This window comes from Candidatus Eremiobacteraceae bacterium, assembly GCA_036511855.1.
Classification (GTDB): Bacteria; Vulcanimicrobiota; Vulcanimicrobiia; order Eremiobacterales; family Eremiobacteraceae; genus JABCYQ01.
On record DATCBN010000094.1, the window covers coordinates 23,470 to 36,923 of the forward strand.

Here is a 13,454-nt window from a genome sequence, read left to right on the forward strand (position 1 = left end):
CTTACTGCAGTCGAGGAGAGAATCCACATGCGAATTTCTGCAACCAGCAAAGTTCTTGGCGCGGTGGCGGCGTTAGCGTTGCTCGCCGGTTGCTCCAGTAGTAGTTCCATCGTGCCCGCAGCCAGAGTCGCGGATCTGTCGCACGAGCGCGCGGAACATTCGCGTGCGCTCACCGGCGTTGCACCTCAGTTCCTGCAGAGCATTGACTTTGCACATCCCGTCGCGCACGTGAATCCGGACACCCCTGGACCAAGAGATCTCGCTGTGTCCGACTTCGTGGGCACGGTCGAGATTCTGAATCGCACCTTCGCTCCAAAACGAATCGTCGCCGACCCCACCGGTTGTCCGGACGGCGACTTCTACGACATACGGGGCCGCCTATACGATGCCGACTACTGCGCCGGTGAAGTCACGGAATACACGCCGAACGGCACTCTGATGTTCACGTACACCGCCTCCGGGATGGCTAATCCGGTCAGCGTCACAACCGACGCAGCGAACAATGTCTATGCCGTCGACTTCCGCGGCACCAGCGCAAGCATCGTCGTCGAGTTCCCGCAGGGCAACTCCACACCGACGGCGTCGTGCTTTACGGGGCTCGAAAACGAAGGCGTCGCAGTCGATTCGACCGGCGCAGTCTTTGTGGACGGCGCTGATCCGAATACCGATTTGGGTGTCATTCTCGAATACCCGAATGGTCTCGCCGGTTGCCCGACTCCAACGACGCTCCCGGTCTCGCTCGGCTTCCCCGGTGGCATGCAGATCGACAATGCCCACAATCTGGTCGTCTGCGACCAGAGCGCCGGCATCGACTTCATCCCGCCGCCGTACAATTCAATCTTAACCATGCCGGGCGCTAAAGACAATTTCCACGTCGCCATCAACCGGAGGAACGGAAAGATGTTCATCGCCGATCCGGTCAACGCCCAGGTCCTCGTCGAACTGTATCCGGGCGGTGCTCTCGTGGGCGTTTTGTTCGGCCCCAACGGGCTTACCGATCCCGCTGGTGTCGCGACGAATCCATATCCATAGTGTCCGGAAAACTAAGAAACCCGCAAAGCTTTTAGGCCATGCGGGTTTCGATTGGCTCCCCGACGTGGACTCGAACCACGGACATTCTGATTAACAGTCAGACGCTCTACCAGCTGAGCTATCGGGGAATGCGGAACTCTGAGGTGCAGGGAAACTGAAGTTTACGCGTCGCGGTGCCGCGCCCCTGCACTGCCGGCGCCGGTGAGCCGCAACGCGACTTCGCGCGCTTGGCGCACGCAATCGCCCACCGAAATGCCGCGCAGAAAATTACCGCACAGAGCGATCTCCGGCAAGCGCGCGAGCGACGCTTCGATGGACCGAAGCCGCACTTCGTGTCCTATGTTGTATTGCGGAATGCCCGTATCCCATCGGAATACGGCAGCCAAACGCGGCTTCGCGCCCGAGATCTTCATCGCACGGCGAAGATCGGCGTGCGCGATCGTGAGGAGTTCGTCATCTGCTTCGATCGCCGCCGTCGGGTCGAGAGCGCCGCCAAAAAATGCGGTCACGAGCGCGTCGCCTTCGGCGCAGTGTTTCGGATACGCGACGGAGTTCCACACCGCACCTAAAACGCGAACGCCCGAATCCTTTGTTGCTAGGAAGCCGAAGCCGTCGAGCGGTACGCCGATCGCATCGCGCCGGTAGACGAAAGCCAGTTGCACGACCGGCGCGTAGTCGATTGCGTTGAGCTCGCGTGCGGCCTCCGGCGCGATTGGTGCGAGCAACTCCGCTGCTGCGCCCGCCGGCACCGCGATAACAACGCGCTTCGCCCGCACTTCTTCCGGTCGCTCGCCGCCGACGCTTAATGTCGCGCCTTCCGGCGTGATGACGAAGCGGTCCACCGGGGCCCCGAGCTTCACCGATTTTCCGAGCAATGCCGTCAATGCAAGCGGCAGCGTATCGTTGCCCTGCGCGAAACTGAATGATGCCGGCCGCCTTTTTGGCGCTTTTGTCGTCCGGAGCGCTCGCAAAAGGCTGCCGTGATCGTGCTCCATTCGCTCGAGCGCCGGAAAGGCGCTGCGCATCGATATCGTCTCCGGATCGCCGGCGTTGACGCCGGCAAGGAACGGAGCGGCGACCACGTCCGCGATCTCGCGTCCGGCGCGGCGTCGCACGAACGACGCGACGGACTCGTCGTCGTCGCTGCTGCGGCGCTTCACGAACGGCTCGCACAACAATTGCCACTTCGCGCCTGCGGAAAGCAGCGGCGAGAACAACAGCGATTGCGGAGAGCTCGGCACGGCGATCAAGCCGCGGCGCGTCAATATATACCGGCGTTTCGCCGCCGCCGCCGGCGCGACGACTTTGTTCCGCAACCCGAGCGCGTCGACCAGGTCGTCGAGCGCGGGCGCTGACAAATACGATTGCGGACCTCCTTCGACGATGCAGCCCTCGGGCCGAAGGGTCTTTATGCATCCCCCGGAATCCGTCGCCTCCTCGAAGACCGCAACGCGCTTCCCGAGCGTTTGGCACGCGAACGCGCAGGCGAGGCCCGAGATGCCGGCACCGATAACGGCGACGTCGACCTGAACGTCGTCCGTCACATCAGTTCGCCTCGGCGGCCGCGTTGGTGGTTGCGCCGACGTCGGCACGGCGCAGCGCACCTTCCGCTTGATCGGCCAGACATCGGACGAAAGACGGGTGGCATTTCACCGCGCACGCGCGGCCGAATTCCGCGATGCCTGAAGCACGCGCGATCTCGCCATATTGGATGTCGATCTCGTTGAGCGTTTCGACGTGTTCGCTGACGAACGCGATGGGAACGACGCACACTGCGCGGGCTCCGGCTAGTCCTAGTTCGCAGATCAACACGTCCGATGCCGGCTGCAGCCACTTCTCCGGGCCAAGCCGGCTCTGAAACGAAAGATGGACGGGTCCCTTGTGCTGCAGCTTCGCGACCGCAGCCGCCATCGACCGTTTGACGTGCTCGAGATACGGATCGCCGCGGTCGATGTATTTCACCGGAAGCCCATGCGCCGAGAAGATGAGGTGCACGTCTGTCGCGGGGGCGGCGAACGAGGCCAATGCGAGCCGGGTGACCGCGACGACTGCGTCTATGTACGAAGCATCTTCGCAGTACTCTTCGACGACAAGCAGCTCGTATTTCGCGCGCAGTTCCGACGTGACGCGCCGCAGCTCGTTGAGACTCGAACGCGTCGTGCTATACGAGTATTGGGGGTAGAGCGGCAGGAACACGAGATGCGTCACGCCGTCGGCCATCGCTTGTCGGACGGCGACGTCCGTCAGCGGATGCCAATTGCGCATCGCGACGTAGACCGGCATCGGCCGGCCGCGGCGCTTGAGTTCGTCGCGGAGCGCCTGCGCTTGTGCGGCGGTCTGCGCGCGCAGCGGCGAGCCGCCGCCGATCGAGGCGTAAAGGCTCTGCGAGTACCGATAGCGTGCGGTGGCCATAGCCCATGCTAACGGGCGCACGAAAACGCCAGGCACCGGAATATTGTCGGGGATGAGGTCGACGAAGAAATTATACAGGAACGGGCGCACGTCGGCCAAGCTCTCCGGTCCGCCGAGTTGGGCTAAGACGACTGCCGGCTTCATCGCGTTCACGGCGATTTCGGTGCGTCGACAAACGCTTGCGCGCATTCGAGCGGCGTCGCGGGCATGACGCCGTGTCCGAGATTCAAGATGTGGCCCAGCGGTCCGGCCGAAATCATCGCCGCGCGTGCCGAGCTTGTGACCGCGTCCGGCGTGGCCAATAGTACGCACGGGTCGACGTTGCCTTGTAGCGCGACGCCGTCGCCGACCTGCTTTCGCACGGCGGCTAGCTCCACGCGCCAGTCGATGCTCAATACATCGGGGCCCGCACGCATCATGGCGTGGAGCTTCCCCGCGCAGCCGTTGACGAAGAGGATCACCGGAACGCCCGCCCGCTTCGCTCGCGCGATGACTTCGGCTTGATACGGAACGGCGAACTCCTCGTAAGCCTCTGGTGACAACTCGCCGGCCCACGTGTCGAACACCTGGATCGCCTGCGCGCCCGCTTCGACTTGCGCGGCGGCGAAGCCGGCGATGGTTTGTGCGAGCTTCGCAAGCAGCGCGTGCATCGACGCGGGCTCGGAGTAGAGCAACTGCTTCGTGTTCGCGTACGTCTTCGACCCGCCGCCTTCAATCAAATACGAAGCGAGTGTGAACGGGCCGCCGACGAAGCCCACGAGTGCCGCGCGGTCTGCCAGCGCGGTGCGCGCTAGGCGCAACGCGTCGAGCGTGAACGGCATGCTCTCCACTGGATCCGGCACGCGCAGTCGCTCGACGTCGGCGAGCGTGCGAACCGGGCGGTCCAATTTCGGGCCGGCGTCGCCGAACGAAACCGGCGCGCCCATCGCTTCCACCGGAATGAGGATATCGGAGAAAATCACGCAGCCGTCCATGCCGAACCGTTCGATCGGCTGCAGCGCGACTTCAGCCGCGAGATCCGGGGTCTTGCACAGCGTGAGAAAGTCGACGTTCGCGCGCATCGCGCGATACTCCGGAAGATAACGGCCCGCCTGGCGCATCATCCAGACGGGCGTTCGATCTACCGGCTTCCGCGCGCACGCGGCGAGAAACCGCTCCGAACCGTTCAACGATCGTCGTTCTATTTCAGGATGGGAAGCGGGAACTTTTCTTCGTCGAGCTTGATGCCTGCCGCCGCGCGTAGCGTGGCCGCCATGTCCAGCCGCTCCCATGGCAGATCGAGCTCCGGCCTGCCGAAGTGTCCGTAGACCGCCGTCTGTTTGTAGATGGGCCGGCGCAAGTTCAGCTTTTGTATGATGGCGCCTGGCCGAAGGTCGAAGTGGTCGGCCACCAGTTGGGCGATGCGCGATTCTTCGATGCGGTTCGTGCCGAAACACTCGACGAATACGGACACCGGCTTCGCGACGCCGATGGCATACGCGACTTGGATCTCACAGCGGTCGGCCAATCCTGACGCGACGATGTTCTTGGCCACGTATCGCGCCGCGTATGCGCCGGATCGATCGACTTTGGTGGGATCCTTGCCCGAAAACGCGCCGCCGCCGTGGCGCGCCATGCCGCCGTACGTGTCGGCGATGATCTTGCGGCCGGTCAATCCGGCATCGCCAAGCGGACCGCCGATGACGAAGCGCCCGGTAGGGTTGATGAAGATGTTCGTCTTCTCGTCGATCGAGAGATAGCCGTCCACCGCGGGCCGGACGACATGTTTGAGCACGTTGTCGTGGATGACGCCGTGGTCGTAGCCGTCTGCATGCTGCGTGGAGACGACCACCGTGTCGATTCGCACCGGTTTGTGGCCATCGTACTCGACCGTGACTTGGGCCTTGCCGTCGGGCCGCAAGAAATCGACGACTTCATTCTTCCGCGCGGCCGCAAGGGTGTGCGCGATGCGGTGAGCGATCACGATCGGAATCGGCATCAGCTCTTTGGTCTCGCGGCAAGCGAATCCGAACATCATTCCTTGGTCGCCGGCACCGACGGCGGACATCGCTTCCGAGGAGCCTTCTTTCATCTCCAATGCTTGATCGACGCCGAGCGCGATGTCCGATGATTGTTCGTCGATAGAGATCGAGACGCCGCAGGTGTCGGCGTCGAAGCCGAAGCGAGAGTCGGTGTATCCGATCTTGCGCACCGTGTCGCGGACGATTTGCGGGATGTCGACATAGCACGAGGTGGAGATCTCGCCGGCCACGTGCACCTGGCCGGTGATCACAAACGTCTCGCACGCCACGCGGCCCTGCGGATCCTTGGCTAACACGGCGTCGAGCACGGCGTCTGAGATCTGATCGGCGATCTTGTCCGGGTGCCCTTCGGTGACGCTCTCCGATGTGAACGAACGCTTGTATGCCATTTTTACGTTCCCTCGTTCCACGAGGCCAGATACTTCTTCTGCTCGCCCGTCAGTTTGTCGATCGTCACGCCCAACGCTGCGAGTTTGAGCCGCGCGACCTCTTCATCGATCTCTTTCGGCACCGGGAAGACGGACGCTTTCAACGAGCCGCGACGCTTCACCACATACTCTGCGGCGAGCGCTTGGTTCGCGAACGACATGTCCATGACTGCTGCCGGATGGCCCTCTGCGGCCGCGAGGTTGATCAGGCGGCCTTCGCCGAGCAGACAAATCGTCCGGCCGTCGCCCAACCGGTACTCTTCCACGAACTCGCGCGGCTTCGATTTCTCGCCTTCCGAAAGACGCTCGAGCGCGTCGATATCGACCTCGACGTTGAAGTGCCCGCTATTCGCGACCAGCGCTCCGCTTTTCATAGAGAGGAAGTGTTCTTCGCGCAGCACGTGCGTGTTGCCGGTGACGGTGACGAAGATGTCGCCGCGATGTGCGGCCTCTTCCATGGTCATCACGCCATAACCGTCCATGGCTGCTTCGAGCGCCTTGGTCGGATCGATCTCGGTCACGATCACGCCCGCGCCCATGCCGCGCGCGCGTTGCGCGATGCCGCGTCCGCACCAGCCGTAGCCCGCGACAACGAAAACTTTTCCGGCGAGCAGCACGTTGGTGGCGCGCACGATGCCGTCCAGCGTGGATTGGCCGGTGCCGTAGCGATTGTCGAAGAGGTGCTTGGTGAGCGCGTCGTTCACCGCAACGATCGGATACTTGAGGACGCCTTCCTTCTCCATGCTGCGCAGGCGGATGACGCCGGTGGTGGTCTCTTCGGTCCCGCCGATGATGGCCGCCAGTTTCGCCGGATGCTTCGTCAGGATCGTTGTGACGAGATCGCAGCCGTCGTCCATGGTGAATTGCGGATCCGTCGCGATGACCGCCTCGATATGGGAGTAATAGCGTTGGTTATCCTCACCTTTGACCGCATAGATCTTGCATCCGTGATCGGCGACCAACACAGCGGCGACATCGTCTTGCGTGGAAAGCGGGTTGCTTGCGCATAGCGCCACTTCAGCGCCGCCGGCGCGCAACGCGATCATCAGATTTGCGGTCTCAGTTGTGACGTGCAGACATGCGCCAAGCCGGAGATCCGCGAACGGACGCTCTTTTGCGAACCGATCGCGCACTGCGGCGAGCACGGGCATGCTTTGCGCAGCCCACGCCACGCGGCGCCGGCCGGATTCTGCCAGCCCCAAATCCTTGATGTCGTAAGCGGCCGCGGCCATGCTTTCTTGCGTGGTCGACAAGTGTTGATTCCTCCGGTGAGAATTTACATGAATAGCGGGTAAAAGCTATACACTCCACTTTGTTGTCCCGCGCGCGGAATCCTCGGAGATTCTGTTCGCTGTTGCGAGGTACGTAATGTACAAGTCTTCACTGATCCGGGTCGCTCTCGCGAGCGCGCTGCTGATAGCGGCGTCGAATCCACCGGCACCCGCCGCAGCCGCTGTCACCATCGTGGTCAACGGCGCAACCGTGTCGTTCGATCAACCACCGATCGAACGTTCGGGCCGAGTTTTTGTGCCGCTTCGCGGTGTGTTCGAGCGCATGGGCGCGACCGTCGTCTACGATAACGGTTTGATAAACGCCACCGGCAACGGCCGGAACATCTCACTGAGGATAGGTTCGACTGCCGCGACGATCAACGGACAGAACTACACGAGCGACGTGGCGCCGTTCTTGGTTGGTGCGCGCACTCTTGTGCCGCTGCGATTCATCTCCGAAGCGCTTGGGGCCGCGGTCAATTACGACTCGGGCAATCAGACCGTCAGCATTTCGACAAACGGCGGTTCTTCGGGATCGGGTTCGTCGCAGCCGGTCGCGCTCACCAATCTCAGCCCGCCCGATCAAGGCGTCGTTCAATCCAGCGAGCCTGCGGTCTCGGCCACCTTTTCGCAAACCGTCGATCCGAATTCCGTGAAAGTTACCATAGACTCTCGCGATGTGACCAGCGCGACCGCCATCTCGCCGACCGACTTCCTCTTCACGCCGCCGTACGCGCTTTCGACCGCCTCGCACACTGTGCGCGTCGTCGGCACGTCCTCGACCGGCTCATCGTTCGACTCCAGTTGGTCGTTCACGTCGGGCACGAGCACTAATGACAACTACCTCCACGATCTTCAGCCTTCGAGCGGCTCGATGGTCGGCGGTTCGTTTACGGTTTCCGGAACCGCTCTGCCGAATTCTCGCGTGCACATCGTTGCGGCCAGCGTGGCGATTGTCAACGGCGTCTTCCGGATGCCGGCCGGCAGCTATAATGCCGATGTCATCGCGGACGCCAACGGCTCTTTCTCACAAGTAGTCACGATCAACGTTGTGAGCGGCGGGAATGTCACCGTTCGCCTCACGGCGAGCAAGCCGACATCGAACTCCGCGACCATCACCCTGCATCTCAAGAGCTGACCAACGCCCACCCGCGTGATTGTAGGGGCCGACATTTATGGTCGGCCCCGCTTGCCCACGGGGCGAGCGATGCTCGCCCGAGTACAGACGAGACAAGACGACAAGGTACACGACGTCCTGCCGCAAAACGGCTGGACGTCGTCATTTGGGGAGAAAACATTTGACTCTCGCTTCTATGTCGGTGAGCGAATACGCGCATAGACTCGCATCGGCCGACCCAACGCCCGGCGGCGGAAGTGCAGCGGCAGCGGTTGGGGCATTCGCCGCCGGTCTTGTTCGCATGGTCGCGCAACTCACATCGAACTCGCCAAAATTCGCCGATGTGGCCGATCGCGCGACAATGCTCGGCGCATCGGCTGCGGAGATCGTGGACGAATTCGTGACCTGCATCGACGATGACGTCGTCGCGTTCGACCGCGTGAGTGTAGCCTACAAGCTCCCGAAGAGCACAGACGAGGAAAAAGGCGCGCGCAGCGCCGCCATACAGCAGGCGCTCGCGGGCGCCGCAGAGCCGCCATTGCGCGTCGTGGAGCTGGCCCATCGCACATGCGCACTCGCGGCCGAACTCGTGAACTTCGGCAATCCAAGCGCGGTGAGCGACATCGGGTGTGCCGCAGCGTTCGCACAGGGCGCGGCAAAAGGAGCCGCGCTCAACGTCGAGATCAACGTCAAGACGCTCAAGGACCGGGGTGCGGCCGACGCACTGACTTCGCGCCTGCATGCGGCCATGGCTCAAGTGAACGTCCAGTCGGAGGTCGTGCTTGGGAAAGTAAATGCGCTGCTCAAAGGCGGCGCATGATGGCGGCGACGCGCCTCGAAGGCCGCCCGCTCGCGCTGAGAATCCGTGAAGAAGTCAAGCAGCGCGCGGCCGTGCTCCGCGCGCGCGGCATCGCGCCGAAATGCGTCGCGATCGTCGTCGACGGCGACGGACCAGGCCTGCTCTACGCCCAGACTGCGCGTCGCATCGGCGCCGATGCCGGCGTGAATATCGAAATCGTTCCGATCGGCGCGTCCGCGGATACCTCAGGTGCGCTCGCCATCGTCCTACGCATAGTCGACGAGCCCACCGTCCACGGTTTGATCATCCAACGCCCGCTGCCGGCGAAGTTGGACGAACAACGCATCGTCGAAGCCATCGATCCGGCCAAGGACGTCGACGGCGCTCATCCTTACAATCAAGGTCTGCTCGCGCTTGGAAAGCCGCAGTTCGTGCCGTCGACCGCGAGCGCGGTGCTGGAAATCTTGAGCCTGCCGCCGACGCCGCCCTTGCGCGGCGCGCGCGTCGCGGTCGTGGGGCGCTCGGCCGTCGTGGGACGGCCCGCCGCTGCACTTCTCACCGCGGCGGATGCCACAGTCACTGTTTGCCACTCGCGAACGAAAGATTTAGCCGCCATCACGTTCGCGTCGGATATCGTCGTCTTGGCGGTGGGTAAGCCCGGATTTCTCACGGGAGATATGGTGGCGCCCGGCGCGATCGTCGTCGATGTGGGCACGACGGTGGTGGACGGCCGGCTCGTCGGCGATGCCGATCCCATCAGCGTGTCCGCGGTCGCGGGAGCCCTGACGCCGGTGCCGGGGGGCGTCGGTCCGATAACGACCTCGATCTTGCTTCGAAATATCGTGAGCGCCGCCGAGGCGCTAAATCAGTCCTGACTTCCCGCGCGCCCGCCATGGGCAAAACACACGAGCACGCGGCGCTCGTCGCGAAATCCCACCAGACTCTTCTTCTGCTTACCACGCCGCAGCGCGTCGAACGCGTTTCCGACCATCTCTTCTTGCGCCGCCGGATCGTCGTCGCCGTCGGCCGGCGGATTGGCTGCGACCCGGTCGCCAAACGCGTCGACGAGCAACGCGATGACCACTGCAAGCTCTTCGCGCGCGACCGTGCGCGTGTCGCGCCGCACTTCAACGATCGTGATCCCGTTCACGGCTTCCATCTCGATCGATACTCTGATTCCGGAGCGCCGGTCGAGATCGTGAAACGCTTGCATGTGCTCGTGGACCGCGCGCGTGAACGCGGCGCGTTCGGCTTTGCCGATGGCTCCGCGCACGATGAAATAAAACGATATGGAGCGCGCCTTGGAATCGATGGCGATGCGAGAAAGCTCGGAGTGCCGGACGAGAAGCGAGACTATGAGGCGAACCGTTTCATTTGGGTCGTCGGGCAGACGGCGTTCGATCAATGAATATCTCCGGAAAACGCTGGAATCGGTGCGATGAAAAAACTGCCTTGGTGTTTGATTTACCCGGTCTTTCGGAGCGGTCCTGCCGGCAACGGCAAGGTATTGAGCAAGGCCGACGACAAAGACCGAACGCGATGACTGCGCGTCCGCGCTCCCCCATCACCGCGCCCTCCTCCGAGCAGATCGCGTTCGTCGAGCACGCTATGGCGACATACGGTCGCCAAACCTACAATTACGCGTATCGCCTGACAGGCAACGAATCCGACGCGCGCGATCTCACGCAAGAAGCGTTCATCCGCGTTTTCCGTGCCTGGCAAAGTTTTCGCGAGGGCACTTCGTTCCTCTCGTGGATCTACCGGATCGTCACGAACCTTCATCGTGACGAGCTGCGCAAGCGGAAAGGCGTGTTCGTCGAGCCGCTGCCGGAAGACAATCAGCCGCAATCACGCCCCGCGCTCGACGCATCACACGACCCCATCGCGAATCTCCACGAACGCCAGTTGTCGCCGGTGATGGAGCGCGCCCTCAAAGCGATGTCGTACGATCAGCGCGTCGTCGTCGTTCTTGCCGACATCGAGGAGTATTCATATCAAGAGATCGCCGACATCGTCAGCTGCTCGATCGGCACGGTCCGATCGCGTCTGCACCGGTCGCGCGAGCAACTGCGCCGGCTCGTGATTTCCGAACGGGAAAAGGAGCCGCAAGGATGATTTGTCCCGCATTTCAGTTAGTGAAACTCCGGGTCGAGTTCTTGCGTTATACATATTCGAAGGGTGCAGCGCGCTCCACCGTTCGGCGCTTCTCCACGCTAGACGCAATAATCTAAGGACCAATTGTCATGACTTGCACCGATTGCCGCCCGCTGATCGTCGACTACGTCCATCGTCAACTCGACGATGTCTCGGATGCCGCCGTCTTCACCCACATCCACGAGTGCGCCGAATGCATGCGTGCCCATCGCGACGAGCTTGCGCTCGTCGAAGCGCTGCGCGCCGCCTTCAGCCCGGATCGGGCTTTGCCGACGTCCGTCATCGCGGGCGTGCGCATGTCGATGCACGCGGGCGAACGTCCGTCGCTGATCACGCAAGTGCGCGCCTTTCTACGTCCGCAACTCGCGGTGCCACTCGCGGTCCTGCTCATGATCGGCGGGGCCGGCGTGCTTCGCCACGACCATACGATGGCGACGCCTCCCCAGTTCTCCACGAACTACTACTTGCGCGAACACGTCGCTCAGACCATGAGCTCGCCTGCGAACGATCGCGCCTGGTCCGATTACGTCTTGACATCCGCCAATGCCGATGCGCAAGCACCGCGCTGATCTCACGCCCATAGGCCGCGAGCGGCCGGCACACGCGCGCCGTCTGAGCGCCGCCATCGTATCGATCGCCGCTCTTTCACTGTGCGCTTCGCCGGCGGCTTCATCGCCCGCAGGCAACGCGCTGTTGGCGCGCTCGGTCCTAGCCGACGACGCCACGTCCTACACCGGCACTCTGACCTCGGTGGTCTACACAAGCGACCGCGCTGAGTCGACGGTCGTGAACATCGACCATCTCGCGCCGTCACAGTGGCGCATTTGGTACGTCGCGCCGGCGGACGCGTACGGCCGGCTGATCATCAGCAACGAAACCGTCACCTATCAATACGAACCTAGCGCGAACAAAGTCTACGCAAATGATTGGTCTTCGAACGAGATCGCACTTGGCGACGCGCTCGATACGAGCCGCATCGAAAAGAATTACACGGTCGATGTGGGCGCGGCGACCAGCGTGGCGGGGCGCGCCGCGCACAATCTTGTGATGACGTCGAAACATACTGGGACGCTCGTCGAGCGCCTGTGGGTTGACGATCAGACGAGCCTGATCCTCAGACGGGAGATCTATCACGCCGACGGCACGATCGCGTCGAAGACGAGCTTCGACAACGTGCGGGCGGTCAAGTCGTTGCCGAAGGATCTTTTCGATCTTTCCATCCCTGCCGGCATGACGCTCGTGCCGGGCGCGACATATGCGACCAAATCCGCCACCGATGTGGCGGCCGCGGCGGCTCTTTCGTTCACTGTGGTGCGGCCAAAATTCTTGCCGGATGGCTTTCTATTGACCCACGAGTCGGTCGGCATGCACGATGCGGTGCAAACATTGCAGCTCGTCTACGACGACGGCTTGCGCGATTTCTCACTATTCGAGAACGCCACCGGCCGGCTCCCGAAGTTCGAAAACGGCTCGCCGCACGCGATCTCTGTCGGAGACAACGACGGCAAGTATGCGGAGGTCGGCAGTGAAACGATCCTCTCGTGGAATTCCAACGGCCTGAATCTCACGCTCGTCGGCGACCTGTCGGCCAAAGAACTTAGCGCCATCGGCGCAAGCCTAAAACCCTAACGTATTAGCGCAACTGTATTAGGGCAACTGTACTAGGGCAAGCATCGCTTGCCCCGTTTTTTCTACGCACGTACTAGGGCAAGCATCGCTTGCCCAATTGGGTGAGCGTTGCTCACCCTAGTACGGGTTACTTGCCCTCCTGCAGGTCGCTAGAACCACTTGAGCGTCTCGGTCACGATGTCGCGAAGGTGCGGTGAAGATGGAAGCGCCGACACCGGCACCTGCACCTCGCCGGACGCGCAGCCGAAATCGCGTGCGAGCGCTAACCCGCTCGCGGTCATATTCTCAATCGAGTATCCGCCTTCGAGCACGAAACACAACGACGCGCCGCACTCATCGGCCACCTGTCCGAACAGACCGCACAAAGAATCCACCGCTCGCCCCGCGACCGGCAGTCCCGCGATCGGATCGCCCATCAGAAAATCGAACCCGGCCGACACGATTATGGTCGCCGGCCGAAAGCTGCTCGCGATGACTGGCAAGAGCGTTGCCCACACCGCTATGAAATCATCGGTTATCGTGGTGAGCGGCACCGGCACGTCGACCACGAATCCGCCGTCGGCCACGCGCGACTCTGCGAATGCGCCCGTG

Annotated in this window: 14 protein-coding genes and 1 tRNA gene; 7 read left to right on the forward strand and 8 right to left on the reverse strand. The window is 62.6% G+C overall.

The features are described 5' to 3' along the window. Nucleotides 1-27: 27 nt before the first annotated feature. A complete protein-coding gene (locus VII69_12235) occupies nt 28-1,032 on the forward strand; it encodes a hypothetical protein (protein HEY5095875.1) in 1,005 nt (334 codons plus the stop codon). A gap of 52 nt (nt 1,033-1,084) precedes the next feature. Here VII69_12235 and VII69_12240 read toward each other — a convergent pair. The 6 genes from VII69_12240 to ahcY form a co-directional block, all read right to left on the reverse strand. Continuing rightward, nucleotides 1,085-1,160, reverse strand: a tRNA-Asn gene (locus VII69_12240). A gap of 33 nt (nt 1,161-1,193) precedes the next feature. Beyond that, entirely contained in the window at nt 1,194-2,576 is a 1,383-nt protein-coding gene (gene hemG, locus VII69_12245; GenBank protein ID HEY5095876.1) for a protoporphyrinogen oxidase, read from the reverse strand. 1 nt (nt 2,577) lies between these two features. Then, complete coding sequence (hemH, locus tag VII69_12250; GenBank protein HEY5095877.1) at nt 2,578-3,588, reverse strand: ferrochelatase; 1,011 nt, start codon at nt 3,586-3,588, stop codon at nt 2,578-2,580. Between the two features lie 5 nt (nt 3,589-3,593). After that, entirely contained in the window at nt 3,594-4,715 is a 1,122-nt protein-coding gene (hemE, locus tag VII69_12255; protein ID HEY5095878.1) for a uroporphyrinogen decarboxylase, read from the reverse strand. After that, a complete protein-coding gene (metK, locus tag VII69_12260; protein HEY5095879.1) occupies nt 4,625-5,854 on the reverse strand; it encodes a methionine adenosyltransferase in 1,230 nt (409 codons plus the stop codon). Before metK ends, hemE begins: the two co-directional genes overlap by 91 nt. Nucleotides 5,855-5,856: 2 nt before the next feature. After that, nucleotides 5,857-7,146 (reverse strand): adenosylhomocysteinase, encoded by a 1,290-nt coding sequence (gene ahcY / locus VII69_12265; GenBank protein ID HEY5095880.1) that lies wholly within the window; start codon nt 7,144-7,146, stop codon nt 5,857-5,859. Between the two features lie 115 nt (nt 7,147-7,261). Here ahcY and VII69_12270 point away from each other — a divergent pair, with 115 nt between their 5' ends. The 3 genes from VII69_12270 (at nt 7,262) to VII69_12280 (ending at nt 9,955) form a co-directional block, all read left to right on the forward strand. After that, the gene (locus VII69_12270) at nt 7,262-8,302 is read left to right on the forward strand and encodes a copper amine oxidase N-terminal domain-containing protein (GenBank protein ID HEY5095881.1); all 1,041 of its coding nucleotides are present in this window, start codon (nt 7,262-7,264) and stop codon (nt 8,300-8,302) included. Between the two features lie 160 nt (nt 8,303-8,462). Continuing rightward, nucleotides 8,463-9,101: a cyclodeaminase/cyclohydrolase family protein gene (locus VII69_12275; GenBank protein ID HEY5095882.1), complete on the forward strand. Its 639-nt coding sequence runs from the start codon at nt 8,463-8,465 to the stop codon at nt 9,099-9,101. Next, a complete protein-coding gene (locus VII69_12280; protein HEY5095883.1) occupies nt 9,098-9,955 on the forward strand; it encodes a bifunctional 5,10-methylenetetrahydrofolate dehydrogenase/5,10-methenyltetrahydrofolate cyclohydrolase in 858 nt (285 codons plus the stop codon). The genes VII69_12275 and VII69_12280 overlap by 4 nt, the downstream gene beginning before the upstream one ends. On the opposite strand, the gene VII69_12285 is transcribed toward VII69_12280, so the two are convergent. After that, complete coding sequence (locus tag VII69_12285; GenBank protein HEY5095884.1) at nt 9,946-10,485, reverse strand: hypothetical protein; 540 nt, start codon at nt 10,483-10,485, stop codon at nt 9,946-9,948. The genes VII69_12280 and VII69_12285 overlap by 10 nt on opposite strands. A 134-nt stretch (nt 10,486-10,619) precedes the next feature. On the opposite strand from VII69_12285, the gene VII69_12290 reads away from it, so the two are divergent. The 3 genes from VII69_12290 (at nt 10,620) to VII69_12300 (ending at nt 12,863) form a co-directional block, all read left to right on the forward strand. Continuing rightward, nucleotides 10,620-11,195 carry a sigma-70 family RNA polymerase sigma factor gene (locus VII69_12290; GenBank protein ID HEY5095885.1) on the forward strand — a complete coding sequence of 192 codons (576 nt, stop codon included), beginning with the start codon at nt 10,620-10,622 and terminating at the stop codon, nt 11,193-11,195. A gap of 128 nt (nt 11,196-11,323) precedes the next feature. Continuing rightward, entirely contained in the window at nt 11,324-11,803 is a 480-nt protein-coding gene (locus tag VII69_12295) for a zf-HC2 domain-containing protein (protein ID HEY5095886.1), read from the forward strand. Continuing rightward, entirely contained in the window at nt 11,784-12,863 is a 1,080-nt protein-coding gene (locus VII69_12300; protein HEY5095887.1) for a sigma-E factor regulatory protein RseB domain-containing protein, read from the forward strand. Before VII69_12295 ends, VII69_12300 begins: the two co-directional genes overlap by 20 nt. Before the next feature lie 149 nt (nt 12,864-13,012). Here VII69_12300 and VII69_12305 read toward each other — a convergent pair. Further along, nucleotides 13,013-13,454: hypothetical protein (locus VII69_12305; protein ID HEY5095888.1), on the reverse strand; the 442-nt coding region annotated here is incomplete at its 5' end.